General features: G+C 67.1%; 26 protein-coding genes. 15 read left to right on the top strand and 11 right to left on the bottom strand.

The features are described 5' to 3' along the window. Window positions 1-74: 74 nt before the first annotated feature. Complete coding sequence (locus ACTWPB_RS27620) at window positions 75-728, bottom strand: FMN-dependent NADH-azoreductase (RefSeq protein ID WP_446223403.1); 654 nt, start codon at window positions 726-728, stop codon at window positions 75-77. 133 nt (window positions 729-861) lie between these two features. Between ACTWPB_RS27620 and ACTWPB_RS27625 the strand changes: the two genes are divergently transcribed. The 6 genes from ACTWPB_RS27625 (at window position 862) to ACTWPB_RS27650 (ending at window position 5,498) form a co-directional block, all read left to right on the top strand. After that, window positions 862-1,203 carry a winged helix-turn-helix transcriptional regulator gene (locus ACTWPB_RS27625; protein WP_446223404.1) on the top strand — a complete coding sequence of 114 codons (342 nt, stop codon included), beginning with the start codon at window positions 862-864 and terminating at the stop codon, window positions 1,201-1,203. Window positions 1,204-1,283: 80 nt separating this feature from the next. Beyond that, window positions 1,284-1,619 (top strand): hypothetical protein, encoded by a 336-nt coding sequence (locus ACTWPB_RS27630; protein ID WP_446223405.1) that lies wholly within the window; start codon window positions 1,284-1,286, stop codon window positions 1,617-1,619. Window positions 1,620-1,838: 219 nt separating this feature from the next. Beyond that, the gene (locus ACTWPB_RS27635; RefSeq protein WP_446226508.1) at window positions 1,839-3,608 is read left to right on the top strand and encodes a hypothetical protein; all 1,770 of its coding nucleotides are present in this window, start codon (window positions 1,839-1,841) and stop codon (window positions 3,606-3,608) included. After that, a complete protein-coding gene (locus ACTWPB_RS27640) occupies window positions 3,608-3,799 on the top strand; it encodes a hypothetical protein (protein ID WP_446226509.1) in 192 nt (63 codons plus the stop codon). The genes ACTWPB_RS27635 and ACTWPB_RS27640 overlap by 1 nt, the downstream gene beginning before the upstream one ends. After that, window positions 3,796-4,173 carry a hypothetical protein gene (locus ACTWPB_RS27645; protein WP_446223406.1) on the top strand — a complete coding sequence of 126 codons (378 nt, stop codon included), beginning with the start codon at window positions 3,796-3,798 and terminating at the stop codon, window positions 4,171-4,173. Before ACTWPB_RS27640 ends, ACTWPB_RS27645 begins: the two co-directional genes overlap by 4 nt. After that, a complete protein-coding gene (locus ACTWPB_RS27650; protein ID WP_446223407.1) occupies window positions 4,170-5,498 on the top strand; it encodes a hypothetical protein in 1,329 nt (442 codons plus the stop codon). The genes ACTWPB_RS27645 and ACTWPB_RS27650 overlap by 4 nt, the downstream gene beginning before the upstream one ends. Before the next feature lie 5 nt (window positions 5,499-5,503). Here the strand turns inward: ACTWPB_RS27650 and ACTWPB_RS27655 are convergent, their stop codons facing one another. After that, complete coding sequence (locus ACTWPB_RS27655; RefSeq protein WP_446223408.1) at window positions 5,504-6,646, bottom strand: serine hydrolase domain-containing protein; 1,143 nt, start codon at window positions 6,644-6,646, stop codon at window positions 5,504-5,506. 189 nt (window positions 6,647-6,835) lie between these two features. On the opposite strand from ACTWPB_RS27655, the gene ACTWPB_RS27660 reads away from it, so the two are divergent. From ACTWPB_RS27660 to ACTWPB_RS27675, 4 genes are all read left to right on the top strand, one after another. Continuing rightward, a complete protein-coding gene (locus tag ACTWPB_RS27660; protein WP_446223409.1) occupies window positions 6,836-7,558 on the top strand; it encodes a hypothetical protein in 723 nt (240 codons plus the stop codon). 180 nt (window positions 7,559-7,738) lie between these two features. Then, window positions 7,739-9,367 carry an amidohydrolase gene (locus tag ACTWPB_RS27665; protein ID WP_446223410.1) on the top strand — a complete coding sequence of 543 codons (1,629 nt, stop codon included), beginning with the start codon at window positions 7,739-7,741 and terminating at the stop codon, window positions 9,365-9,367. A 9-nt stretch (window positions 9,368-9,376) separates the two neighbouring features. Next, window positions 9,377-10,927 (top strand): MFS transporter, encoded by a 1,551-nt coding sequence (locus ACTWPB_RS27670; protein WP_446223411.1) that lies wholly within the window; start codon window positions 9,377-9,379, stop codon window positions 10,925-10,927. A gap of 5 nt (window positions 10,928-10,932) precedes the next feature. Further along, a complete protein-coding gene (locus ACTWPB_RS27675) occupies window positions 10,933-11,613 on the top strand; it encodes a GAP family protein (RefSeq protein ID WP_446223412.1) in 681 nt (226 codons plus the stop codon). A gap of 179 nt (window positions 11,614-11,792) precedes the next feature. On the opposite strand, the gene ACTWPB_RS27680 is transcribed toward ACTWPB_RS27675, so the two are convergent. Further along, window positions 11,793-12,554: a class I SAM-dependent methyltransferase gene (locus ACTWPB_RS27680; protein ID WP_446223413.1), complete on the bottom strand. Its 762-nt coding sequence runs from the start codon at window positions 12,552-12,554 to the stop codon at window positions 11,793-11,795. 115 nt (window positions 12,555-12,669) lie between these two features. Between ACTWPB_RS27680 and ACTWPB_RS27685 the strand changes: the two genes are divergently transcribed. The 3 genes from ACTWPB_RS27685 to ACTWPB_RS27695 all read left to right on the top strand — a co-directional run bounded on the left by ACTWPB_RS27685 (window position 12,670) and on the right by ACTWPB_RS27695 (window position 15,165). Further along, the gene (locus ACTWPB_RS27685) at window positions 12,670-13,560 is read left to right on the top strand and encodes a ribonuclease Z (protein WP_446223414.1); all 891 of its coding nucleotides are present in this window, start codon (window positions 12,670-12,672) and stop codon (window positions 13,558-13,560) included. 127 nt (window positions 13,561-13,687) lie between these two features. After that, the gene (locus tag ACTWPB_RS27690) at window positions 13,688-14,287 is read left to right on the top strand and encodes a carboxymuconolactone decarboxylase family protein (RefSeq protein ID WP_446226510.1); all 600 of its coding nucleotides are present in this window, start codon (window positions 13,688-13,690) and stop codon (window positions 14,285-14,287) included. Then, window positions 14,284-15,165, top strand: coding sequence for an RNA polymerase sigma-70 factor (locus tag ACTWPB_RS27695; RefSeq protein WP_446223415.1), 882 nt, complete (start codon window positions 14,284-14,286; stop codon window positions 15,163-15,165). Before ACTWPB_RS27690 ends, ACTWPB_RS27695 begins: the two co-directional genes overlap by 4 nt. Before the next feature lie 44 nt (window positions 15,166-15,209). On the opposite strand, the gene ACTWPB_RS27700 is transcribed toward ACTWPB_RS27695, so the two are convergent. After that, a complete protein-coding gene (locus ACTWPB_RS27700) occupies window positions 15,210-15,746 on the bottom strand; it encodes a DUF3145 domain-containing protein (protein WP_446223416.1) in 537 nt (178 codons plus the stop codon). Window positions 15,747-15,849: 103 nt separating this feature from the next. Further along, the gene (locus ACTWPB_RS27705; RefSeq protein ID WP_446223417.1) at window positions 15,850-16,665 is read right to left on the bottom strand and encodes a serine hydrolase domain-containing protein; all 816 of its coding nucleotides are present in this window, start codon (window positions 16,663-16,665) and stop codon (window positions 15,850-15,852) included. 39 nt (window positions 16,666-16,704) lie between these two features. Here ACTWPB_RS27705 and ACTWPB_RS27710 point away from each other — a divergent pair, with 39 nt between their 5' ends. Next, the gene (locus tag ACTWPB_RS27710) at window positions 16,705-17,904 is read left to right on the top strand and encodes a serine hydrolase domain-containing protein (protein ID WP_446223418.1); all 1,200 of its coding nucleotides are present in this window, start codon (window positions 16,705-16,707) and stop codon (window positions 17,902-17,904) included. Window positions 17,905-18,125: 221 nt separating this feature from the next. On the opposite strand, the gene aztD is transcribed toward ACTWPB_RS27710, so the two are convergent. The 3 genes from aztD to aztB all read right to left on the bottom strand — a co-directional run bounded on the left by aztD (window position 18,126) and on the right by aztB (window position 22,615). Continuing rightward, entirely contained in the window at window positions 18,126-19,286 is a 1,161-nt protein-coding gene (gene aztD, locus ACTWPB_RS27715) for a zinc metallochaperone AztD (RefSeq protein ID WP_446223419.1), read from the bottom strand. A 27-nt stretch (window positions 19,287-19,313) separates the two neighbouring features. Continuing rightward, window positions 19,314-20,234: a zinc ABC transporter substrate-binding protein AztC gene (aztC, locus tag ACTWPB_RS27720; protein ID WP_446226511.1), complete on the bottom strand. Its 921-nt coding sequence runs from the start codon at window positions 20,232-20,234 to the stop codon at window positions 19,314-19,316. 200 nt (window positions 20,235-20,434) lie between these two features. Beyond that, the gene (aztB, locus tag ACTWPB_RS27725; protein ID WP_446223420.1) at window positions 20,435-22,615 is read right to left on the bottom strand and encodes a zinc ABC transporter permease AztB; all 2,181 of its coding nucleotides are present in this window, start codon (window positions 22,613-22,615) and stop codon (window positions 20,435-20,437) included. A 48-nt stretch (window positions 22,616-22,663) separates the two neighbouring features. Between aztB and aztA the strand changes: the two genes are divergently transcribed. Beyond that, window positions 22,664-23,344: a zinc ABC transporter ATP-binding protein AztA gene (gene aztA, locus ACTWPB_RS27730; protein WP_446223421.1), complete on the top strand. Its 681-nt coding sequence runs from the start codon at window positions 22,664-22,666 to the stop codon at window positions 23,342-23,344. A gap of 83 nt (window positions 23,345-23,427) precedes the next feature. Here aztA and ACTWPB_RS27735 read toward each other — a convergent pair whose 3' ends face one another. The 3 genes from ACTWPB_RS27735 to ACTWPB_RS27745 all read right to left on the bottom strand — a co-directional run bounded on the left by ACTWPB_RS27735 (window position 23,428) and on the right by ACTWPB_RS27745 (window position 26,323). Then, window positions 23,428-24,558: an NDMA-dependent alcohol dehydrogenase gene (locus ACTWPB_RS27735; protein ID WP_446223422.1), complete on the bottom strand. Its 1,131-nt coding sequence runs from the start codon at window positions 24,556-24,558 to the stop codon at window positions 23,428-23,430. A gap of 104 nt (window positions 24,559-24,662) precedes the next feature. Further along, the gene (locus ACTWPB_RS27740; RefSeq protein ID WP_446223423.1) at window positions 24,663-25,187 is read right to left on the bottom strand and encodes a DinB family protein; all 525 of its coding nucleotides are present in this window, start codon (window positions 25,185-25,187) and stop codon (window positions 24,663-24,665) included. A 71-nt stretch (window positions 25,188-25,258) separates the two neighbouring features. Beyond that, on the bottom strand, window positions 25,259-26,323 hold the full coding sequence (locus ACTWPB_RS27745; RefSeq protein ID WP_446226512.1) for a phosphotransferase family protein: 1,065 nt from the start codon (window positions 26,321-26,323) through the stop codon (window positions 25,259-25,261). Window positions 26,324-26,374: the final 51 nt, after the last annotated feature.

Below are 26,374 nucleotides of genomic sequence, written 5' to 3' on the forward strand. Positions count from 1 at the left end.
CCCCGGGCCCTGTCCGGGGGTTCGGAGTCACCGCGCACCGGCCGCCGCGACGCGCCCTCGCACAGCCCGGGCATTCAGCCCGCTACAGCGACGGCTTCGCGCTCGGCAGTCAGGTCAGCCACCCGGTTCCGGGCGAACTCGAGGGACCGTTGCAGACGCTCGCCGCCGAATTCGTCGTTGCCCGTGTAGACGAACTCGACCTCGTCGATGCCGATGAAACCCAGCGCCGTGCGCAGGTACGGCTCCACGTGATTCGAGCTCGCCAGCGGACCGCCGACCTCGTAGCCGGCGTCGCCGGTGCCGACGATGACAAAGGCGCGCTTGCCGGAGGTGAGTGGTGTGTACGGTGCCGCGGCCTCGGGGTCGAAGGAGAAGGTGCGGCCGACCCGCACGATGTGGTCGATGTAGGCCTTCAGCATCGCCGGTACCCCGAAGTTGTACATGGGGACTCCGAGCACCAGCACGTCGGAGGCGAACAGCTCGTCCACCAGATGGTCGCTGTAGGCCAGGGCCTCGCGCATCTGCGAGGTGCGCTGCCCCGGTGTGGTGAAGGCGGCGGCGATCCAGTCCTCGGTGAGGTGCGGAGGCGGTTCGTGACCGAGGTCGCGGCGGATCACCGTGTCACCGGGCCTGCCCTCGCTCCAGCGGTCGACGAACTCCCGGACCAGGGTGCGGGTGTGTGAGCGCGACCGGCGCGGGCTGGCATCGACCTGCAGTAGCTGGGCCATCTCTGATTCTCCTGTCGGGGCTGGGTTGCCTTACTGGACCGAGCCTGCCCGACGGGGAATATCCGCGGAAGAACGCACATTTCTGTTACTCGGTACCCTTTTTCATACCTTTGCCGGTAGACGAGGATGTGGCATGGCGAAACGTAAGCAGGATCTCGATTTCGACTGCCCGGTCGAGGTCACCCTCGACGTGATCGGCGGCAAGTGGAAGGGCATGATCGTCTTCCACCTGAGCGAGGGAACGGCGCGGTTCAACGAGATGCGTCGCGCCATGCCGCACGTGACCCAGCGAATGCTCACCGCGCAGCTGCGTGAACTCGAGCGCGACGGCGTACTCACCCGCGCCGTCTACGCGGAGGTTCCGCCCCGAGTCGAGTACGAGCTGACCGACTTCGGCCGCGGTCTCGTCCCGATCATCTCGCTGATGGAGACCTGGGGCGAGCAGTACCGGGCGCAGCTCCAGCACCCCGGATAGGTCTCGATCCGTAGCGGCCGCCACGGACCGAGACCTTACTCATTCGCTGCGGCAGCTAGGCAACGAAATCTCGGACCTGGGTGAAGACCGTGCTCGCGGCGAGCAGTGAAATATGGCCGATACAGCCGTTTTTGGTACTGGCCGCGCCGTTGAGGATGACGCTTCATCCGTGGCTGATGATGTCGATCTTGGTGGCGCCGGTGGCAGCCCGCAGCGCGTCGGCCTCGGCTTTCACTTCCTGGGCGATCACCTTATTCGATGAGGTCCCAATTCCAATCCGCCCCTTGCCATCCGTGTACGAACAGGATCGGATTCCGGTCCGGTGCGGCGGCCGCTCGATGCGGCGTGAAGGTGAGGGTGGCCGCCGCTATCGCGGCGAAAGTGATGGCGGTGATGCCGGCTCAACCGAACTTTGAAGTTATTCACCTTTCGATTAGCAAACTCAACGAATTGTCAGTAGCGAGGCGCGGGGTATCGGCGCAGCGCGAATTTCGGGATACTGTTCTTTACCCCGCAGAGCCGGACGCTTCGACATCGGAGGAACCGCCGTGGCCACAGCGATAACCGATCCACCGACAATCCTGGCCGCGCCGGGCACCGAAGGCGGCGGCGCTGCCCTCGATCAAGTCGCGGTGATGACTGTCGCTGCCGCGGTGGTCGGTGCGGTGCTGCTGTGGGTGGCCTACCTGCATCGGACGCGGCGCATCACCTGGCTGCGGCGGCTGGCCGACTTCAGCGGTCGCATCATCAACCGTCCCGGCTGGGTGGCGCTGCCGATCCTGATGTTCCTCGCCACCATCGTGACCGCGTTCCTCGGCTTCATCTGGGATGTGAGCCTGCATATCGGCAAGGGCCGCGACGCCGGACCGCTGGCCAACCCGGCGCACTACTTCATCCTGGTCGGCCTGTTCTTCCTCTTCATGGCAGGCATGCTGGCGATTATCCTGCCGCTCGACGAGAAACCGGGCAGGGCCGCGGTGAAGATCACCCGCGAGTGGTATGCCCCCGTCGGCGGCATCTTGCTCGCCGGTGCCGGTTTGTACGCGCTGATCGGTTTCCCGCTCGACGACATCTGGCATCGCCTGTTCGGCCAGGATGTCACGCTCTGGGGGCCCACCCACCTGATGCTCATCGGTGGTGCGGGTCTGTCGCTGATCGGCGTGCTGCTGCTCGAACTCGAAGGCCGATACAACCGGCCTGATCCCGAGCGGATCGACGGGCGGTTCCTCTGGGCGATTCAGGCCTTCGCCTTCGGTGGCCTGCTGATCGGGCTGTCGGTGTTCCAGGTCGAGTTCGACTTCGGCGTCGAGCAGTTCCGGCTGGTGCTGCACCCGATGCTGATCGTCTTCGCCGCCACGATCGCCCTGATCTCGGCGCGGTTGACGCTCGGCCCACTCAGCACGCTGCTGCTCGTGGCCTTCGCCTTCTGCGTGCGGTACCTCGTCGCGGTCCTCGTCGGCACCGGATTCGAGGCGCCGCGCAACGTGTTTCCGCTCTACCTCGGCGCCGCGATCGTGGTCGAACTGCTCGCCCTCGTGCCGCTGATTCGCCGACCGCTCTGGTGGGGCGCGCTCACCGGGCTCGGTGTGGCGACAGTGGGCATCTGGCTCGAATCGCTGTGGATCGAGCGGATGTTCGTCAATCCCTGGGTCGGCGGGATGTGGCTGGAACTGCTCGCGATGGCGGTACCGGTCGGTGTGGCCGGCGGTGTGATCGGCGCGATGCTCGGTACCGTCTTGCGCGGCGAGGCGCTGCCCAAGCCCGCGGTGCGCCGTGGAATCGTGGTCGCCGCTGTGGTGATCGCGGCCGCCGCGACCACGAACGGGCTGATCATCCGGGTGCCGGAGAACGCGTCGGCGACCGTCGCACTCACCGACGCCGATCCCGAGGGCGGGCGGATGGTCACCGCCGACATCCGGCTCTCCCCCGCAGATCTGATCGGTTCCGATCCGGAATGGGTGGAGATCCTGTCCTGGCAGGGCGGCACCGGCGAGGACAGCCCCGGCCACGGCCTCGTCGTGGACCAGCTGCGCCGCGTCGCCGACGACCACTTCGTTTCCACCCGGCCCGTGCCCGCGCACGGCACCTGGAAAACGATATTGCGCGTGCAGGACGGGCGCATGCAATCCGCGCTCCCGATCTTCATGCCGCTCGATCGCGGTATCGGCGCCGCGGAGGTGCCCGCGCCCGCGAGCTTCACACGGCCGTTCGTCGACGAGATCTCGGTGCTGCAGCGCGAGCGGTCCTTCGATCATCCGTCCTGGCTGATCGGCCTCGCGGGCCTGGTGGTGCTGGCGTGCAGCCTGGCCCTGATCGCGGCGATGGCGTGGGGCGCGGCCCGGGTCAACGACCGCTATCTGGCGGCGGGCAGCACGCCGGAGCAGCAGGCAACGGCCGAACCGTGATTCGCCAGGAGAACGTCGACCTTCTCGCTGACCATTCCCTCCTGCTGGCGATTCCGGCCTTCCTGCCCGCGGTCGCACTGGTCGGGCTGGTGCTGTTCCTCGCGATGCGCGACCGGCGCGCGGAGAGGCGCGAAAATGAAGGCGCGCAAGCAGAATCCGCGCAGACCGACCGCACCGAGGAGATCCCGTGACCCTTCGTCGGCTCCGGTTCGGCCTGCTCACGGTCGCCGCGGGTTCACTGCTGGTCGGCTGCGCAGCGGGCGAGGGGTCCGAGCCCGCCAACGACCCCGCGCGTGCGGCCCGCACTATCGACATCCGGATCGCGAACGGCGCGGTGTCCCCGGCCAATACGCGCGCCGAAGCCGAGGTCGGGCAACGCATCGTCGTGCGAGTCGACAGTGACACCACCGACGAACTGCATGTCCACTCCGCTCCCGCGCACACCTTTCCCGTCGCCGCTGCTTCCGGCCAGCAGTTCGACTTCACCGTGACGGTGCCAGGCCAGGTGGAGATCGAACTGCACCACCTCGGACGGACGGTGACGACACTGCTGGTCCGGCGGTGAGTCCCCTCGCCCACGGCCTCACCGGTGCCGCTGACCTGCCGATTCCGCTCACCTACGCCCTGATCGGTGCGGCGTGGGCGCTGACCTTCTCGTTCGCGCTGCTGTTGTTCATCTGGCGTCGGCCACGACTGGACCCCGACTCGCCGGGCGTACCGCTGCCCACGCCGGTCCGCCGGATGATCGACGCGCGCGCGACGCGGACGGTCATCGCCGTGGCGAGCGTGGTGGTCACCGCCTGCGTGCTCGTCACCGCGGTGCTCGGCTCCTCGGATCCGGCCCGGAATCCGGTGCCAGGAGTGCTGTACATCGGCGTCTGGGTCGGGGTGATGGTGGCGTCGCTGCTGATCGGACCGGTCTGGAAGGTCCTCTCCCCCGTCAGGGCGATCCATCGATTCGGCTGTCTGCTGCTGCGGCGCCCGCCGGAGCACGGACTTTTCCGCTATCGCGAGCAGTGGGGTTACCTCCCGGCGGTCATCGGCCTGTTCTCCTTCGTGTGGCTGGAATTGGCTTGGCGCACACCGGGGTCGGTGAGCGCGGTGCTGACCTGGCTGCTCGGCTATCTGGTCGTGACCTCGATCGGGCTCGTGCTGTTCGGCACCGTCTGGGCAGAGCGGGCCGATCCACTCGAGGTGTACAGCACGCTGCTGGCACACCTGAGCCCCTATAGCCGTGACCGCGCTGGGCAGCCGGTGCTGCGGATGCCGCTGAACAATCTCGCGCGAACTCCCGGACTCGCCGGATCTGTCGCGGTCGCGGCGACGCTGCTCGGATCCACCGCCTTCGACAGCTTCTCCACCTTCCCGCGCTGGCGCGAACTGGTCGACGACCTGGCTCCGGTCGTTGACGCGACACTGGTGCGCACGGCCGGACTGCTGGTCTTCATCGGGGTGGTCGGCGGGCTGTTCTCCGTCGCCGCGCGTGCCACCGGTGGTGTCTGCCCGGCCGATCGAGTGCTGCTACCGCGGCGGCTGACGCTCAGCCTCACGCCGATCGTGGCGGGCTATCTGGTCGCCCACTACCTCACGTTTCTCCTCGAGAAGGGGCAGGCGACGGTACTGCTGTTCGCGGACCCGCTGGACCGTGGATGGAATATCGCGGGGCTGGCCGATCGTGACGTCGCCTACGTGCTGTCGAGTCATCCGAGTGCGCTCGCCACCTGCAAAGTGCTCGCGGTCCTGATCGGCCACATCCTCGGCGTCGCCGCCGCACACGACCGCTGCCTGCTACTTCTCCCCCCACGCCACCGGCTGACCGGCCAGCTGGCATTGATGCTGACCATGGTCGGCTTCACGTTCACCGGGCTGTATCTGCTGTTCGGGGGTTAGCCGTATCAGGGGCACAGTGCGCGGGTCTGGATGGCCACCGCGTCCGGCTGTTGGCTGGGCAGCTCGGTCCAGACGACCGTGGCAGCCCGCCCGTCGGTTGTGGCGCCGGAGAAGGTGACGTAACCGGCGATTCTGCCGTTGTGTCCGATATATCTTGTGCCGCAGGATAATTCGGCGGACACCACGCCGAGGCCGTATTCGGGCATGCTGTCTACGCCGGTCGGCATGGTGGCGAGCATCTGCTGTAGTTCCGGTGCCGCCACCACCTTGCCGGCCACCAGGTCCAGGAAATATCGGTTGAGATTCTCGCCCGTGGAGACCAGTGCTCCGACCGCCCAGGGCACCGACGGTTCGATCCGGGTGACATCGGTGCGGATGCCGTTGATCGGCGCGTAACCGTGCGGGTGCGGGCCGCGGATATCGTGTTCGCCGGTGGCGGGCAGATAGGTTCCGGTCAGGCCGAGCGGTCGAATGATCCGGTCCTGCAACGCATCCGCGTAGGGGCGCCCGGTGATTCGCTCGACCAGTATCGCGGCGACGAGATAGTTCGTGTTGGTGTAGGCGAAGCGGGCGCCTGGCGCGGACCGCGCTGGGCGCCGCAGCGCGATGGCGAGCAGTTCGGCGGGTGTGAACGTGCGGCCGTCGAGGGCCGCGCCGTATTCGTCGATCTCCGGGGAATCGGTGAACTCCGGTAATCCGCTGCGGTGCTGCAGGATCTGACGCACCGTGATGACCCGTCCGTCGACACCGTCACCAACGATCGAGCCGGGCAGATAGGTACCGACAGGCACGTCGAGCTGGATTCGCCCCTCCGACACCAATTGCAGCACGATCGCCGCGACAAAAGACTTCGAGACACTGCCCACCCGAACCTGCTGCGGCGGCTCGGCCGGAATCGGAACTCCGGTGGCGCGATCGCTGACACCAGCGACCAACGTAGTGGTCTCCCCGTTCCCGGTGAGGGTCGCGATCACCCCTGACACACCCGAGGCCACTGCCGCGTCGATGTCCTCGCGCACCCGCTGCACCCGGTCAGGCGATGTCGCGTGGGTTTCGGTGGGAGAGATCGAGGGACCGTCATCCGGACGCGCACACCCCACCAGCGAGACGACTACCGCGATCGTGGCAACGATCGAAGAACTACGCATACTTCTAGTAGCGTACTACTACCATATGAATCCTGACCGGCCACAAATCCGGAACAACCCTTGACCCCACCCTGAGATCGTGTTGTTCGGTCGTGACGCTTCTCGCCCACGCCGTTACGAGCACGCTCGGTGCGCCGCAACTCGTCGAAACACTCGCCCCCTGCGTGACCCCGCGTGAAGAGTGATGAGATGTCGCGCGGCGCGCGGCTGACGGCGCACGGTGCTGTCTCCGCTTCCCTTGCGCTGCACAGTGATGCCGAGCTGAGCGAACTCGTCGACGCTGCGGTGCCGCTGGGTTCCGGGATCGGTGGGAAATCGGCTTTGCTGGAGGTCTGCGGGGTTCCGGTCTTCGTCAAGCGGGTGCCGCTGACCGATTGGGAGCGGCGGCCGGAGAACATCCGGTCCACGGCGAATCTGTTCGGGCTGCCGATGATCTGCCACTACGGCATCGGCGGGCCCGGCTTCGGCGCATGGCGAGAACTCGCCGTCCACGCCATGACGACGGGCTGGGTGCTGGCGGACGAGTTCGACGGGTTCCCCGTGATGTACCACTGGCGGATACTGCCGGACTCGACGCCACTGCCCGACGAACTCGCCGATGTCGAGCGCGTCGTCGCGTACTGGGGTGGCGGATCGGCGCATCAGTGGCTGGGCCGGCAAGTCGACGCAGGCGCCGAGGCCACCGACCGCGCCTGCACCACTCCAACAGGAGAGCAGGCAAACCCCGTACCCGGGGGAAGAGTCGACCGCATCCTCCGAATCAACAGCACGCCCCTGATCAACCGGGCATCCGCGCGAACTGGACCTGCCACATCCGCCATCGGTGAAACCTGCTGTCGCCATAATGGATTCGGTGACGGCCGCGCCGACCAGGACGGCCGGCGGCAGGCCGATCGCGATGACGAACCCTAGCGTGGTCACCCGTCCGCCCGCATCCCGATCGGGCGTACATCGCGCGGTGTAGCCGAGATGCTGTGGAACAAGAAGGTACCTTCTCGGCCCGTCGGTTTTCGGGCGGCATCGCGAAGGGGCATACTCGAGATCCGTACGCGCTGACACCATTCCCCGCACCATCAGTTGCCGGAGGATCTCATGTCGTCTGCTGATCTCGTAATCCTGGGCACGGTCATGACCGTCGACGAAGCGAAGCCGACAGCAGAGGCGATCGCCGTTCGAGACGGGCGCATCGTGGCCGTCGGGAATCGGTCAGAGGTCGAAGACTGGATCGGACCGGACACCCAGGTCGGAAACCTCGGCGACGGGTGCGTGATGCCGGGGTTGATCGAGGCACACGGTCACCCGCTCATGGAGGCGATCGTTCTTTCCGACCGTATGGTCGACATCCGACCGGTTACCGTGCGCAACGCCGAGGACGTCGTTGCCGCCGTCCGAGACGCAGTGGCCGAGCGCGGCGACGACGGCGCGTATCTGATCGGCTGGGACGCGTTGCTGCAGGACGGTCTTCCCGCGCCGACGCTCGCGTGGCTCGACTCGATGGCTCCGGATACACCGCTGGTCATTGTGCACAACTCAGGGCATCTGTGCTATTTCAACTCGGTTGCCGGTCGGCGAGCCGGGCTGACGCTCGACACCCCCGACCCGACGGGTGCCCGCTACGGCAGGAACGAGAACGGCGAACTCGACGGCACTGCTTACGAAACCGGCGCGGTATTCCCGCTGGTCCGATCCGCGATCGGCGACGAAGAAATGTACCCGTCGATGCTGCGCGCCGAATGTGGCCGGCTGAACGCAGCGGGTTTGACCACGTGTTCGGAAATGGCCTTCACCCCGGCGTTCCGCTCAGTACTCGACGGCATGCGGGATGCCGGTGCGTTGACTGTGCGGATCCGTACATACGAGGTTTCCAACCCTGCGCTGAAGACCGACATGGTCCCGGTCAACGGCGATGACATGGTTCGTCAGGTCGGCATCAAGATCTGGGTCGACGGGTCACCGTGGATCGGCAATATCGATCTGACCTTCCCGTATCTCGATACGCCGGAGGTACGGACCATCGGCGTCACACCCGGCTCCTGCGGTCACGCGAACTACACCAAAGACCAATTGCGCGAGATCGTCGGCGCCTACTTCCCGCTCGGCTGGCCGATGGCCTGCCACGTGCAAGGAGACGCCGGTGTCGACACGATCCTCGACGTGTACGAGGAAGTGCTGCGGGAGCATCCGCGCGAGGACCATCGGTTGCGCCTCGAGCATGTCGGCGCGATGCGGCCCGACCAGTGCGAGCGAGCCGCGCGCCTCGGCGTGACCTGCAGTATCTTCGTCGACCAAGTGCACTACTGGGGCGATGTCATCGTCGACGGGTTGTTCGGCCCCGAACACGGGTCGCACTGGATGCCCGCAGGCACCGCCCTTGCCGCGGGCGTGCGGATTTCGTTCCACAACGATCCGCCGGTGACGCCCGAGGAGCCGCTGCGCAACATCAGCGTCGCGATCACCCGCATCACGCCGAGCGGCCGGGTACTCGGTCCCGAGGAGCGGGTCAGTGTCGACCAAGCGATCCGCGCGCAGACGATCGACGCCGCGTATCAGCTGTTCGCCGACGACATCATCGGCTCTCTCGAAGTCGGCAAGTACGCCGACATGGTGGTGCTTTCGGCCGATCCGCGCACAGTGCCGCCGGAACAGATCGCCGATCTGGAGGTCCGCGCGACTTTCCTTGCCGGGCAGCAGGTGTACGGCCGAGCGCTCGTCACGCACTGAGAAACAACGATGGCCTCGGGTGACTCCTCCGGGACGGTGGTGCACGCACCGCAGGTGACCGGGCTCGCGGCAACGATGACCGTCGTCGCGATGGGGCTCGGGTTCAGCATCGCGAACGCGGATCCGACGATTCTTTCCGCCGACATCGCGCAGGTGCGTACCGGTCTCGGAATGACCAGCAGCACAGCGAGTTTTGTCGCGAGTCTCGCGACGCTTACCCTTGCCGCCGCCGTTCTGGGTGCCGGTGCGCTCGGTGACCGTTTCGGCAAGAGGCGCCTGTTCGTCGTCGGCCTGCTCTCGACGATCGTGTTCAACCTGGTCGCGTCGGCTGCCCCCAACGCAGGGACGTTGATGGTCGCCCGCGCCGGCGCCGGTGTGGGCTTTGCCCTCCTGCTCGGGCTGTCGCTGGCAATCGTGAACGACGTGTTCCCTCCCGACCGGCGCGCAGGCGCGATCGCGTGGTATCTGGGAGCCTCGTTCGCGGTATCGGCTCCGCAGCCTGCGATCGGAAGCCTGCTCGCCGAGCACTTCGGCTGGCGTGCCGGATTCCTTGTAACGCCCGTGGTCGCGGTCATAGCGCTGGTCATCACCCTGCGGTTCGTACCGGAGACTCTGCGTGCACAGCGCAAGCTCGATCTGGCGGGGCTCGCGCTCGTCGCGGCCGCGCTGCTCTGCACCGTCTACGGCATCTCGCGCCTCGCCGAAGGACTGAAGATCGGTACCGTCGTCGCACTCGCCATAGGTGCCCTCGCCGGCGCCGTATTCGGCTGGCGTGAATTGCACACGCCGACTCCCGCTGTGGATCTGCGCATTTTCGGTTCGACCCGGTTCACGGTCGCGGTCTGCGCCGGTGCCACCTACAACTTCCTCACCGGTGGATGCACGATTCTGTTCGCGTACTACCTCGTGACGATCCGCGGCGAGTCGCCGGCGATGCTGGGACTACTCCTGGTACCCGCGACGATCATGCAGGCGCTCGCAGCTACCGGTGCCGGTAAGGCAGCGGGCCGTTTCGGGGATCGGACCGTCCTCGTCACCGGGTTGGTGGTTCTGCTCGCCGGCTTGCTCGTCTTGACCGCTCTCGGCGAGCACACCCCGATGATCGTGCTGTTCGCGGCGGTCGCGCTCGTCTCCGTCGGCGGGGCGGTTGTCCAGACGCCACAGTCCACGATCATGATGAGCAGCGCGCCGGCCGATCTCGGTGGAGCGGTGTCGGCCGTGAAGTCTGCGACCGGCCAAGCCGCGTACTCACTCGGACCCACCCTGTTCGCGCTCCTGGGCACGACGATGTTCCTCCAGGACGGGCGGCACAAGCTCGCGCGCACCGACATCACGGAAGAACAGGCGCGCGAGGCGTTGCGCGTGGCGCACGGCGGGACGACCGCGGGCAGCGGTGGAACGAACGTCCTGGATCCGGAGCGAGCCCGTGCGGTTGTCGAAGGCGCAACCGAAAGCATGCTGGGCGCCATCCACACGTTGGGCCTGGTCATGGCGCCGGTGCCGCTGGCTGCCATCGCAGTCGCAGTGATTCTGTTGCGGCCCGAGAAAGACGACGGATGAGGCCGATGGGTGTCATCGGTGAGATTCTGCCGTTCGCCGTTGCGATCGCGGTCAGCCCGCTGCCGGTGATCGTGGTCGTGCTGATCCTGGTGTCGGACAATGCGCGAGCCAGCGGTTCCGCATACGTCGGCGGCCGCCTTCTCGGAATTACCGCGATTGTCGCCGTCGTCGCCGTGTTGTTCAGCACAGGCGCCGCCGATCTCAGCATCCGGGAACATCCGTCGACGGCGACGTCGATCGGCAGAATTGTCGTGGGCGCCCTGCTCGCGGGACTCGCCGTGCGCACGTGGTTCCAACGGCCGAAGCCAGGCGAGGACCCGACACCGAGTCGGCTGCTGCGGCGTGTCGACCGCACGACTCCCCCGCGCGCTTTCGTCCTAGGGGTGCTGGTGGCCGTTCTCGACGTCGGCACCGCGCTCCTGGCAATGATGGCCGGTGTCGATATCGGCCACGCGCGGTTGCCGCTCGGGCAAGCAGTCGCAGTCGGCACGCTGTTCGTCCTTGTCGCCTCGGTGTCCGCCACGGGACCACTGCTGGCTCGGCTGAGCGGCGGTGAGGCCGTGCAGGGCAAACTGGTGAGCGCGAAGGTCTGGCTCCTAGCGAACGAGAAGCCCGTGCTGATGGTCTTGTTCCTCATCGTCGCCGCAGTGATGATCGGTCGGGGTATCACAGAGCTCGCGCCGTGACGCCGCGGAGTCGGCGCACTCCGTGCGACCTCAGCCACCCGATACCAGTCGATATCGGCCCGATCGCATGGGAAGAGATCGACACCCATACTCCGAATCGACAGCTCGCTCCGATCGACCCGCATTGATTGCGCGAACCGAAACTGCTACCTCACCCTGCGCGCAGCCTCATCCACTACTCACCGACGACGAGCGGTGATGAGCCAAGCGCGCGAGTCGAAGTACACGCCGCTGTCGGTCTGATGGTCGGCCAGGGTCTCGTGCAGCCGCGCTCGGGCTCGCTCGGCTTCCGCGGGTTCGAGGTCAGCGAGGAAGGCGGTGAATCCGGTCAGGCGAAGGAGGTTGTCGTAGGCGGCCGCACTGTTGGGGCCGTAGTACACGGGCTCGTCGATGTCGGTGAAGTCGATATCGGTGAAACCTGCTGTCGCCAACATGGATTCGGTGGCATTCGGGTCGGCGAGGGAGAACGGGCCGCGGCCGGGCGTAGCTATCGCGGCGGCGAGGACGTCGCTGAACACCGATGCCCATTCGTTGCGGTCATGGCCTTGCCAGACCAGCCACGCGAGACGGCCGCCGGGACGCAGTGCGCGCGCGATATTGGTGAACGCCGCGACCGGATCAGCGAAGAACATCACACCGAACCTGCTGATGCACAGGTCGAAATGTGCTGGCGGGAAAGGATTTACCTGCGCGTCCGCCAGCTCGAAACTGATATTCGACGGCCCTTCGTCGGCGCTGATCCGACGCGCTTGTTCAAGCATCACCGCCGAGATATCGACCCCGACCGCACTCCCGTCGACGGCCGCACGGGCCGCCTCCCGTGTGGTCTGCCCGGTGCCACAACCGATGTCGAGCACACGATCAGCAGCACCGAATCGCGCGGCGGCGAAAAAGTGCGCATTGTGCCGACGTAGTTCGGCGTCGTAGTCGAACAGATCCATTGTCGTCCTCCGGAAGCTGTGTCATCGGCGCGAGCCTCGGCAGGCGGCACGCACTCGGTCCATCTCATCATCGCGGCCACGTGACAGCGACACGACGACCAGCCAGGATGGGTCGATGTCGACACGAGAACTCGTCGTACTCGGCACAGCCGGGGCTGTGCCCACCCGCCGTCGCAACCACAACGGCTACCTCCTGCGCTGGGACGGGCAGGGCGTGCTGTTCGATCCCGGCGAGGGTACCCAGCGCCAGATGGCACACGCCGGTGCGTCGGCGACCGAACTGAATTGGCTGTGTGTCACCCATTTCCACGGTGACCACTCGCTGGGCGTTCCCGGCATCGTGCAGCGGCTCGGCCGCGACGCAGTGCCCCATGACGTGCACGCCGTCTACCCCGCACAGGGCACCGAGTACTGGGAACGACTGAGGTACGCGACGAGCTATTACGGCTCGCCCAGTCTCGTCGAGCACCCGGTGAGTGGCCCCGGCGAAACGCTGCAAGGCAATGGTTTCACCCTCACCGCACTCCCCCTCGACCACAGCATCCCCACCTACGGCTACCGTCTCGCCGAACCGGACAGCCGAACGTTTCTGCCCGCGAAACTGCGTGAGCACGGCATTTCCGGTGCCGCGATCCGTGCGTTGCCGGGGCCACTACTGGAGGAATGCTCGGCACCGCGACCCGGCCAGAAGGTGGCCTTCGTCATGGATACTCGCCTGTGCGACAACATCTTCGAGCTCGCGGACGGCGTCGATATGCTGATCATCGAGTCCACTTTCCTCGACTCCGAGACAGATCAGGCGCACGAACGCGGCCATCTCACGGCGCGTCAGGCGGGCGAGGTAGCGCGCACTTGTGGCGTGAAAATCCTTGTTCTGACCCACTTTTCAGAGCGCTATGCCGAGCGCGAGGATCACCTGTTCACCGAACAAGCAGCCTTTCCCGGCTCCGTCCTCGCCCACGATCTCGACCGCATCGCCCTGCCGGCACGACGCACGGACAGCTGAAGACAGCCGCTGCGGCTGTCGGCGAATCCGCTAGATGCCGAGGCAACTGGTCGATCGGGCGACCTGTCACAAACGGTCGCCCCACGGTGTCTTCATGTACGACCCCACCGAACGGACGGAGGACGACATGTCTGACACACCCCGGATCCCCCCGGCAGAGATCACCGGCATCAAAGGAGCACTGCTCTCTAGGCTCGTCAAGAAGGCGCTGGGGCAGGTGCCCAGTTCACTCGGCGTCTATTGGCACAATCAGAAGGTGCTGATGGGCATGTCGGGAGTCGGCAGCAAGGTCAGGAAGTGGGATGCCTGCGACGAGCAACTGAAGTCCCTCGCGCACATGGCGGTGGCCTCGATGGTCGGCTGCACCTGGTGCCTCGATTACAACTACTTCGAGGCGCACAACCACAACCTCGACCTCGACAAGGCGCGCGAAGTCCCGAGGTGGCGCGAGTCCGACGTCTTCTCTCCGCTGGAGCGAGACGTGATGGAATACGCCGAGGCGATGACTCGGACCCAGCCGACCGTCACCGACGAAATGGTCGCTCACCTGCGCGAACAGCTCGGCGACGCGGCGCTCGTCGAGCTCACAGCCGTGATCGCGTTCGCGAATTTCACCACTCGCCCGAACGTGGCGCTCGGCATCGAGTCGGACGGGTTCGCAGCGGCCTGCGGTCTCGCGCCGCTGGCGAAGCCGACCCCGCGGCCGGGAGTAGCATCGCAGTCATGAGCCCCGCCCCGCGGGAGGACCCTTTCGTGACCCACCGCAGCCTGCTGTTCACGGTGGCCTACGAAATGCTCGGCTCGGCCGTCGACGCCGAGGATGTCGTGCAGGAGACCTGGCTGCGGTGGGCCGCGCGCGGCGATCACGACATCGCGGATCCGCGTGCGTACCTGGTGCGCATCGTCACCCGGCAGGCCCTGAACCGGATGCGCTCACTGGCGCGCCGTCGAGAGGATTACGTCGGGCAGTGGCTGCCGGAGCCGCTGCTCACCAGCCCCGATGTGGCCGACGACATCGAGCTCGCCGAGAGCGTCTCGATCGCGATGCTCACGGTGCTCGAAACACTCGGCCCGGCCGAACGCGCGGTGTTCGTGCTGCACGAAGTGTTCGGCATGTCCTACGACGAGATCGCGGCGGCGGTCGACAAGACACCGGCGGCCGCGCGGCAGATCGCGCACCGGGCCCGCGACCACGTCGCCGCCCGACGCCCCCGCGTGCATGTGGGCAGAGCCGAGCAGGAAGCGGTGATCGATCGGTTCCGCGCCGCCGCGAACACCGGCGATATCCAAGGCCTACTCGACGTGATGTCGCCCGATATCGTTTTCGTGGCCGACGGCGGCGGCATCGCCAAGGCGTTCACGAAGCCGATGCTCGGCTCCCGGACGGTCGCCAGATTCCTTGCCCAGCTGCCCCGCCTCGCACCGGGCGCCGCACTCGAACGGGCATGGCTCAACGGCGCCCCCGCGCTGCGAGCGGATGCGGGCGGCGAGTTCGATTCCGCGATCAGTCTGGTCATCGAGAACGGCCGCATCACCTGGCTGTATGTGGTGCGCAATCCGCAGAAGCTGGGCAGGCTCGACGCGCCCGTACCGCTGGCCAGGTGAGTCCTGACAGCTGTCACTGACTTCGGTGAGATCACGACGCTGATTCAGCCGACGTCTCGTCGCAACCAGGTCACTTCGGCGCCCGTGCAATAGGTCCCCTGCCGGTATGCCTCGAGGTCCTCGTCCCACGGCGCTCCCAGTGCTCGGTCGAGTTCGGTGGAGAGGTCGAAGGTTTCGTGGACGTCGAGTTCTTCGGCGGCTTGGAGTAAGGCGCGTAATCGCATTTCGCCCAGCATCACGTCGCCGTTGGCGCCGGTGGACCCGTGCCAGAGACCGAGGGCGGGGACGAAGCTGTAGCGTTCGCCGTCGACGCCCTCACTCGGGTCCTCGGTAACCTCGAAACGCAGGACCGGCCAGGTGCGCAATGATTGGGCAATCCGGGCCGCGGTACCGACCGGGCCGATCCAGTCGCTGCGCGCGCGGAGTTGCCCGTCGGCCGGTTGGGTGTTCCAGCGCAATTTCGCGGGCGAGGAGAGCGCGGTGGACAGCGCCCATTCCACGTGAGGGCACAACGCGGCGGGCGATGAGTGGATGTACACCACACCCGCCGTCGCGTCAGCGAACTGACTCGATGCGCGCACTTACCAACACCTCCAGCCTCGACAAGGAACGTCTTCCCCAACGGCCCGTCGCGGTCTGGCGTGGCACGAGTGTACTGAAGTGTGCGGTGTTGCGCGTGTTACTTTACTGCGTGTTATGTGTCTCTGCGATAACGGAATCGCTGAATTTCGGCCACGCTGTTCTGGCCCAATCACCGAAATTCTCGTCGCTCAGCGCGATTGTCGCCACTCCGATTTCCGGGTCGACCCAGAGGAAGGTGCCGGACTGGCCGAAGTGCCCGTAGGTACCGGCGGAATTGGCTGTGCCCGTCCAGTGCGGGGTTTTCCCGTCGCGGATTTCGAATCCCAATCCCCAGTCGTTGGGACGCTGGGAGCCGTATCCGGGCAGGACCCCGTCGCGGTCGGGGAATTGCACCGAGGTCGCGTCGTCCAGGGTTTGCCGAGATATCAATTGAGGTGTCAGCAACTCGGTGGCGAATAGCGTGAGGTCGGCGAGGGAGGCACTGCCCGCGTGGCCGGCGGAACCGTCGAGGACCGCCGTGGACATGCCGAGCGGCTCGAAAACCGCCTCGCGCAGATACCGCGGAAATTCGATACCGGTCTGGTCGGTGAGAAAATCGGCGAGCAGTTCGAACCCCGCGCTCGAGTAGATGCGGCGGGCGCCGGGTGCGGCGAGAACCTCGGCAGTGGCGAACGCGACGCCCGAGGTGTGGGCGAGCAGATGCCGCACGGTCGAACCGGGCGGACCCGCAGGCTGGTCGAGTTCGACCGCGCCTTCCTCGAGCGCCACGAGCGTGGCATAAGCGACGAGCGGTTTGGTGACCGAGGCCAGCCGGAACACCCGCTCGGTATCGCCGATGGTCGACGCACCGTCGGCGGTGACCACGGCGGCGGCGGCGCATCTGACCGGCCAGTGCTGAACCTGCTGCAACGATCGCATATCGGCAGCGTACGAGACGCGGCTACGATCGAGGACACCATGAGCACCGCACCATCGATCCACGGCGACGTGGCGGCCGGTTTCGGCCCCGTCGCCGACGCCTTCCGCCGCAACTTCACCGATCACGGCGAGATCGGCGCCGCCGTCGCCGTCTACGCCGGCGACCAGCCATTGGTCGACCTGTGGGCAGGCCATCGCGACCGCAAACGCGAGGTGGCGTGGGAGCGCGACACGATCGTGCCGGTGTTCTCCTCGTCGAAGGGCATGTCGGCGTTCACCCTCGCGACGGCGGTGTCGCGAGGGCTGCTCGACTACGAGGCGCCGGTGGCGAAGTACTGGCCGGAGTTCGGCGCGCACGGCAAGGAGCGGATCACCGTACGTCAGCTGATCGATCATCAGGCCGGGCTGTCCGGGCTGGACCGGATCGTGAACCTGCGGGAACTGATCGATCGCGATGCCCTCGGTGAGCTGCTCGCCGCGCAGAAACCGGCTTGGGAGCCCGGCACCCGGCACGGTTATCACGCGCTGACGCTGGGGCTGTATCAGGGCGAATTGCTGCGGCGGGTGGATCCGGCGGGCCGTAGCCTCGGGCGGTTCTTCGCCGAGGAGATCGCGGCCCCGGTCGGCGCCGATCTGTTCATCGGACTGCCCGAGACCGAGTCGATGGACCGGGTCGCCCAACTCTCGGCGACCAAGGGCTGGGACATCTGGCGCTATGAGCGCCGTGATCTGCCGCTTCGCATCGGCGGTGAGGTCTATGCCAAGCGTGGACACTCCTATGCGGCACTGACCAATCCGCGCCCGGGTGCCCCCGCACGGGCGGCGCGGCGGGAGTTCCTCGAAATCGAATGGCCCGGCATGAACGGTGTCGGCAATGCCCGCGCGCTGGCGAAGGTCTACGGTGCCGCGGCGGGCCGCACCGGCGCGCTGCCGATCAGCGACGATGTTCTCGACCTGCTCGCCGCCGCCGACACCGCCGACGATGTGCCCGCCGATGACCTGGTCTTGCACACCAAGAGCCGCTACCACCTCGGTTTCCGCAAGTCGCGCGGCACCTTCCGCTTCGGCTCGGACAAACGCGCCTATGGCACCACCGGTTTGGGTGGCTCGTTCGGATTCGCCGACCCGGCAACCGGAGTGGGCTTCGGTTACAGCATGAACCGTCTCGGCATGGCGATTCTCGACGATGTGCGCAGCCGCAACCTGCGCGAGGTCGTCGTGCGGTGCGCGAAGCGGTAGCCCCGATATCGTCATCCTGAACGATCCGGCGACCGATCAGGCGCCCGGTGCCGGCCTGGTGATCGGGCGCTAGACCAGCGATCGTCCGGCCTGATCGTGCAATCGGGCTGCGCCCAGTCAGTATCTTGACTGAAACGAGCCCGATTGCACGAAGAGACCGGTCTCTTGGGGCGGCACCGCGATCGCGTCCGGCTCACACCCCGGCCGGACGCGCACCGGTCTCAGTGTGCGGTGACGCCGGTGATCTCGTTCGGCGATGCGGCGAGTGTGGCCGTGGCTGTGACTTTTCCATCGGCCAGGTCGACGCGGTGCACCTGCTTGTTCGCTGGGTCGCTCACGTAGGCGATGCCGTCGCGGACGAACAGGGCCGGGCGAGCGGCTTGCCAGTCGAGTGGCTCCTGCCAGGTGCCGATCACCGGGATGGTGCGAACTTCCTTGCCCGCGACCGGGTCGATCACGTGGATCTTGCCGTCGGTGCCGAGCACCAGCGCCTCACCCTGCGGGCCCCGCCCCAGCGAGCGGAAGGTGTAACTGGTGCCGATGTCGACCAGTCGCAGCGTGCCGTCGGCGGTGTTCACCAGCGAGATCTGCTGCGGGCGTTCGAGTTCGGCCTCCTTGTCCTGCTTGTAGTCGCCGAGCACGATCGGGGACACCGCACTGCCGGACATATTGCCGATCCGGCCGTAGGCGGTCGGGCTGGTCACCTTGGTGATCTTGCCGTCGCGGTAGACGACGGCGCCGGTCCGGCAGCCGACCACCACAGCTTCCCCCTCGGCGGCGGCTTCGCCGTGGACGCCGGGGCAGTCCTCGGTGCGGGCGATCTCCTTGCGGTCCTTGTCGAGGGCCATGAGGCCGACCCGCGCGTCCTCGGTGCCGAGGGTGACCAGCAGGTTCCCGTTGCTCAGCTCGAGGGCGACGCCGTGGTGCGCAGTGGCAGCCTGGTAGACCTCGGACGAAGTGCCGCTGTCGATCTTGTCCGTGTCGATGATGGTGACCTCGCCGGTGCCATCGGCGAAGAGCACGGTCTTGCCCGCGTGCCGCACCACGTGGCCGGGTTTGACTGCGGCGTAGTCGGTTCCGGTGAACTCGGCGGCATAGGCATCGAAGACACGGAAGCCGTCCTTGGTCGACACCATCAGGTGGTCGTCGTCGCCGGCCGGGTTGAGGCGGTTGTACCCTTCGAGCTTTACCTCACCTTCCTGGGCGAGCGAGGCGCCGTCGAGGACGTAGATACCGCCGTCATAGGTGAGGGCGATCGGTTCGGCGCCCGGGGTGTGCTCGTGGTCGTGGGCGGAATCTTCTGTGCCACAAGCGCTCAGCGCCAGCACCGAGGCGAGCGCCCCGGACAGGGCCACCATCGTGGTGGTCCGCGACCTGTTCATGTGTTGCTCCATCTCTTCGTGCGTGGATTACGTGGTCGGCCCGGATAAGCCGCGGGCGATGGCCTCGGTGTTGGCGCGCGCCATCTCCAGATAGGTCGCCGCACCCTCACCGGGCCGAGTCAGTGATTCGGTGTGCAGGGCGACCACCTGCACCTGCAGTCCGGTGTGTTCGGCGAGCACACGCGAAAGACGTTCGGGCTGTGCAGAATCGGCGAAGATCGCGCTCACGCCCGCGGTCCTGATCGCGTGGGCGAGTCCGTCGAGGTCGGACGCACTCGGCGAGGCCAGGGTGGTGCCGCTGGGAATGACCGCACCGATCACCCGGAACCCGAAACGCTGTGCGAGATAACCGAAGACGTGATGGTCGGTGACCAGCTGTCTGCGCTCGGCCGGGATCGCGGCGAAACGGTCGGTCATCCATCGATCGAGCTGGTCGAGTTCGCCGAGGTAGCGCTGCGTATTCGCCTGCACCGCACCGGCATCGACGCCGTCGACCTCGGCGAGCACCTCCGCGCTGATCGCCTCGACGGCCATGCGGACCCGCGCCGGATCGGTCCAGAAGTGCGGATCAGGCTGTCCCGCGGATTCATCGGAGGCGTACTGGATCGGGTCCGCTCGCTCGGCGACGGCAATCGCCGGCACTCCCGCCGCCACAGCAGCCTGCACGTGCCGGGCCACTCCTTCTTCGAGCCCGAGCCCGTTGTGCACCACCAGCGCGGCTCGCTCGATCTCGGCCGCCTGACGGGCGGAGATCGCGAACGAATGCGGATCGGCGCCCGCCTGCATCAACACCGTCACCGGCACCGTGTCACCCACGACCACCCTGGTCAGGTCGCCGAGAATGTTCGTGGTCACCACAATCCCGGACCGCTCGGTCCCGCTTGTACACGCGGCGATCAACGGGACGAGCAGGGCGGCCGCGACGAACAGTCGAGCCGTCCGGCTCATCGCCACGCCGGCTCTCGGCACGCTGGCTCCCGGCGCGCGGCGGACGCGGAAAGTGCGGGCCGCCAGCAGGATTCGGCCAACACGGCGCGCCGAGGACACCGAGCTCGCAGGCACCGCGAGAACTCGTTCAGCCCCGGCCGGGCCGCTTGCCCGAGAGCGCCGGCGCCGCGTCGACGGCTCGATGTCGAGGGATAGGTGCTTCACAGGCCTGTCTCCACCATCAGCGAGGGCGCGATGTCCAGCGAGAACGTGCGCGCGACGCGCAGGTTGTCGTTGTAGGCGATCTCGTGGACGATGCGCGCCCGAGAATCGTTGACATAGGCGCGCTCCGGGTCGACGCAGATCACCGGATCGCCTTCGACAGGTCCGGCGATCAGCGCGGTATGCGCTGTCTCCGTGCCGGTGACGGGGTCGATCCCGTGCAGCACACCGTCGCGGGTGAGGACCAGCAACGACGATCCCTCGCCCGCGGTGTTCACCGCGACCGGGTCGGCGATCGGAGTCCGGGTCCAGGTCTTGTTCCTGATGTCGAGTGTCCAGACGGCGTCGCGGCCTGCGATCGCGGTCAGGGTGGTACTGCCGGGGCGGTGGGTGAACCCGCTCGCGCGGTCCGATGTCTGCACCGGGTAGGGAATCTTCTCGGCGACGAAAGCGCCGTCGCGCTGCGCCACCACGAGTGCTCCGTCGGCACAACCGAAAACGACTCCGAGCCTGGTCACGGCCTGCCCCTTCGGCTGCGGACAGGCGGCGGACTGCACCTGTCCCGCCGCGCCGTCACGCCCGCGCACCTCGACCCGACCCGAGCTGCCTGCGACGACGATCCGCTCGGCATAGGGCACCGCGATGCCGTCGACCCGGTGTTGCGCTTGGGCGACACCGCCGTCCAGCACTCCACGGTCGAACAAGATCGTCGCACCGGAGCCGAGCACAACCGACGCGACGGCGGCGTCACTGTAAGCACCGACGACCCCGGAACCGCGGTCCGGCCGGCCACCCGAGTCACCGGAAACCTCCGCGGCGCTGCCGCCTTCCGGTCCTGAACCCGATCGGCCGGAACCACTCGCTCCCGGGGACACACTGTCGGTGCCCGGCCCGGCAGCCGAACCTCCATCGCCCGCAGCGACCACACCGACTTCCCGGATCCGCGCCCGGTAGTAGTGCCGGTGGTCACCGTGGTCGACGGTCCACGCCCCGCTGTCCACGACCTGTACCGACGCACCCGAACTGAGGTACGCGAAGCGCCCGTCGCCAACCGCTCCAATGGTCGACACCTTCGGGTCGCCGCTGCTCGACGACGGCGGAGCGCTCCCCGGCGTGCTCGGCTGTGGTTGCGCTCGAACACTTTCCGGGGCACCGGCGCCGACCGGCGTGACGTCGCCGCTCAGCAGATCGATCACCCGCACCGCCCCGACCGCATCGGCGACGACCACGCGAGTCTGGGCCTCACTCATCTCCTGCGCACCGGCGACGAACCCGTGCGGCACCGTCTCCTCGACGACCGGCGCCTCCCCTGCCCCACAGCCGACCAACGGCACGGCGGCAAGCGCGACCACTCCCACCCGACCGATCCGCTCCCGCAGCGCGGAGACAATCGCGGACACGAAGAACGAGCCGACAGCGACGGCCGCGATGGTCGCCCCGGCGGCGGTCCCCGCGTGCCACGAAATGACCAGTCCCCCAATAGTGGACAGTCCACCGATCAGCGCGGCGACCGCCATGACCACCGGCACCCGGTTCGACCAGAACACCGCGGCAGCCGGCGGCGCGATCAGCAATCCGAAGACCAGCAGCGTCCCCACCACATGAAACGACGCCACGATCGCCACTGTCACCAACCCCACCAGCGCCGCATGCGCCACCTTCGGATGCAGCCCGAGGGTCTGTGCCTTGCGCGGATCGAAGGTCAGCGCCACGAACGCGCGATGGCCGAGCACCGCCACCACCAGCGCGATACCAAGGGCCGCAACGAGATACCACAGGTCGACGGCACGCACGGCCAGCACATCACCGAACAGGAACCCGGTCAGATCCACCGCGAAGGACTGCGACCGCGACACGATGATCACCCCGGCCGCGAGCATCCCGACGAACAGCAGCCCGATTGCGGTATCCGGCGCGAAACGCTTGCCGCGGCTCAGCACCGACACCCCGGCCGCCATGGCGGCACAGCTGATCGCCGCACCGATCATCAGGTTCCCACCGAGCAACGCCGCGACCGCGACGCCGGGCAGCATCCCGTGCGCCATCGCGTCGCCGAGAAATGCCATGCCGCGCACCACCACCCAGGTCCCGGCGAGGGCGCACACGCACGATACGAGCAGCCCACCCCACAGCGCGCGTTGCACGAAAGCCACCTCGAACGGGGCGAACAGCCACTCCATAGCGCGAGACGATATACTGAAAATGATTATCGTTTCAATTGAGGTGAGATGCAGCACACAGATGACGCAGCAATCCGGATCGAGCACCTGAGCGCCGGCTACGCCCGGCAACCCGTGCTCCGCGAGGTGACCGCCACGATCCCGCGCGGGCAGGTGACCGCGATCGTCGGACCCAACGGCTCGGGAAAATCGACCCTGCTCGGCGTCCTCGCTGGAACCGTGGCGGCGCACAAGGGGTCGGTGCACCGGACCACCACCGGGCGCCCCGCCTTCGTGGTGCAGCACACGGCGATTCCGCCGACCCTGCCGATCACCGTGGCGGAAGTGGTCGCGATGGGCCGCTGGGCGCACCGCGGACCGTGGCGGCGACTGACCGGTGCGGATCGCGAGATCGCGCGCACCTGCCTGGAAAGAATGGCGCTCACCGACTTGGCGGCTCGGCGGCTCGACACCCTGTCAGGCGGTCAACGCCAGCGCACCCTGCTCGCGCAGGCCTTGGCGCAGCAGTCCGATCTGCTGCTGCTCGACGAACCGGCGGCAGGCTTGGACGAGACCTCGCAGGCCGAGATCTCCCGGGCACTGGCGCAGATCAGCGCGGCCGGCGTGACCGTCGTGCAGGCCACCCACGACCTCGACGAGGCGAGCAGAGCCGACCACTGCCTGCTGCTGCGAGACGGTCGGCTCGAGGCCGCGGGTCATCCGAAGAAGGTCCTGGTCATGGCACCTTGAAATTCCCACTCGGCGAACCGATTCCGTACGACCTGATCGCTCGGGTCGCGGTCCGCCTCGCCGAGCGGGCAGGTGAGAGCTGACTACCAGTCGGCTTCGGTGTAGCGGATGATCCCGCGAATGTTCTTGCCGTCCAGCATGTCCTGGTAGCCCTGGTTGATCTCTTCGAGCGAGTAGCTGCGGGTGACCATGTCGTCGAGATTGAGCTGGCCCGCCTTGTAGAGCGACAGCAGCCGGGGCGCGTCCTGGCGGGCGTTGCCACCACCGAAGATGGTGCCCTTCACCGTCTTCTGCAACATCGACAGCAGGAAGCTGTTCATCTTGACGTCGCTCGCGTCCATCCGGCCCATCGAGGTGACGACCAGAGTGCCCGCCTTGCCGGTGAGGATCAGGCCCTCTTCGACGTAGTCGCCGTGCATCTCACCCATGGTGAGGATGACCTTCTCGGCCATCCGCCCCTCGGTGGCCTCGATCATCGGCATGATCGCGGCGGCCATGCTCTCGTAGGTGTGGGTGGCGCCGAACTTCTGCGCCTGCTCCCGCTTCCACGGATTCGGGTCGATGGCGATGACCTTCGACGCACCGGAGAGCACAGCGCCCTGCAATGCGCTCATGCCGACGCCACCGATGCCCGCGATCACCACGGTCTCGCCCGGCTCCACCTGCGCCACGTGGGTCGCGGAACCGAATCCGGTCGGCACACCACAGCCGACGAGGCAGGCCACCTCGAACGGGATGGTGGGGTCGATCTTCACCACGGAGGTGTGGTGCACCGTCATGTACGGGGCGAACGTGCCGAGCAGGCACATCGGGATGACGTTCTCGCCACGTGCCTGGATGCGGTAGGTGCCGTCCGAAATCGCCTGGCCCATCAGCAGTCCGGCACCCAGGTCGCACAGCGCCATGTTGCCCGCGACGCACGAGGGACAGCGCCCGCAGGCGGGGATGAACGACAGGATGACGTGGTCGCCCACGGCCAGGTCGGCCGGACAGTTCGGGCCGAGCTTGGTGATGACACCCGCGCCCTCGTGCCCGCCCATCACCGGGAACGCCGGCATCGGCGTCGCCCCGGTGACGATGTGATGGTCGGAGTGGCACATGCCCGCCGTTTCCATCCGGATCTGCACTTCACCGGCGACGGGGTCGCCGACCTCGATCTCCTCGACCGACCATTGCTGATCGGTGCCCCACAGGATCGCGCCCTTCGTCTTCATGCCGGTAGACCTCTCGCCAAGCTCGTGCCTCGTTGTGACTGCACTCACCCTAGCGACAAATCTCCGATTTCTGAAACACGTTCTAGAAAAATTTCGATTGTTTTCTATCCGCGCACGTCATGGACGTGGTGCACGAGGTCGTGCAGGAAGTACCGACCCAGCGAGGTGACCGTGAACAGCGATCCGTCGCTGCGCGCACCCCGCCGGTCGAGCCGATCCGACGGCACCGAGGCGAACGCGGCGGCCACCCGATCAGCGGCGACGGCCAAGTCCCGTGCGACGACAGCGGGGTCCTGTTCGCCGTAGCGGTCGGCGACCGCGGTCGCGTCCTGATCCCAGTTCCCGAACCGCGGCACCTCGACACCGTCACCGGCCAGCATGAGCGCGAGCCTGGTGTCGAAGATCCGGCACACATCGCGCACGTGCGCGCCGTATTCGAGAACAGACCAGGTCAGCTCGTCCGGACGCACCCGCGCGTCGTCGCGTTCGAGCGCCGAGCCGAGCCGGGTGGCGCTGTCGAGGACGCTGTCGGGGATGGCCGAGTACGCGGTGTACTCGGCATCGAATCCACACTCGGCGCAGGCACGTTCGAGGACCCAGGTCCAGTTCTTGGTGTCGGGAACGATCATGGAAGTCAGCCTAGGGTGTCCGCTTCTTGCGCTCCATCAATATCAAGCCAACTATCGCCGAGATCCGGGCATCATTCGGCGAGCTGGTTGGCTTGTTCGAACAGTTCCAGCGTCACCGCATGCAGGAAGTCGCCGACCGGTTTGGGTGCCTTGCCCGCGAACGCCCGTGCGTAGGTGCCCTCGAGGACGATGCCCAGCTTGAAACAGGCCAGCACGGTGTACCAGGTGACCGCGCCCAGGTCGCGGTCGGAGAACTTGCCGTAGTGCTCGACCATCTCCGCCGCGCTCGGCAGGCCACCGACGGTACCGAGGCTGCCCATCAGGCCCGCGCCGACGGTGCCGGGCTCGGGTCGGGTCGCCAGCTGCCAGCCGAGGTCGAGCAGTGGGTCACCGATGGTCGACATCTCCCAGTCGACCATCGCCGCCACCTCGGGACCGTCGTAGTCGAACATCATGTTCGCCAGGTGGCAGTCGCCGTGCATGATGCCGGGCAACCAGTCCGTCGGCCGGTGACGTTCGAGCCAGTCACCGATCCGGTCGACACCGGGGATCTGCGGGCCGGGGTAGCCCGCGTTGGCGTTGTAGGAGTCGAGCTCGCGCAGCCAGCGCGGTACCTGACGTTCGAGGAAACCCGCGGGGCGGCCGTAGTCGTCGAGGCCGAGCGCCTGGTAGTCGAGAGCGCCGAGCCGGGCGATGGCCTCGACCGCGGACAGGCCCATCTGGCGCCGGATCTCGGGATCACCGGCATGCAGCGCGGGCAGTTCGGTCTGCGGGTTGAAGCCGCGGATGGGTTCCATCAGGTAGAACACCGCGCCGATCACCGACTCGTCGTCGCAGGCGGCGATCACCCTCGGCGAACGCACCTCGGTCTGCGCGATCGCGGCGAGCAGTCGCGATTCCCGGCCGATCACCTCATTGCTCTTGGCGCGCAGATGCTTGGGCCCGCGCCGCAGCACATACTCGCGCCCGCCCCGGGCGAAGCGCAGCATCACGTTCTGGGTGCCGCCACCGAGCGCGGTGACCGCGCCGAATTCCGCGCCGGGCAAGCCCTGTTCGTCCATCCACCGCCCGATCGCCGCGAAATCCGCGATCGCCGGGTCAACATCGACAGGTTGAGAAACAGCCATGCCGCACATTGTGCCCCGACATCGGTGGTGACTGCGCTGGAATGAGTACGCGCGCGCCCG

Source organism: Nocardia sp. IBHARD005 (assembly GCF_052814245.1).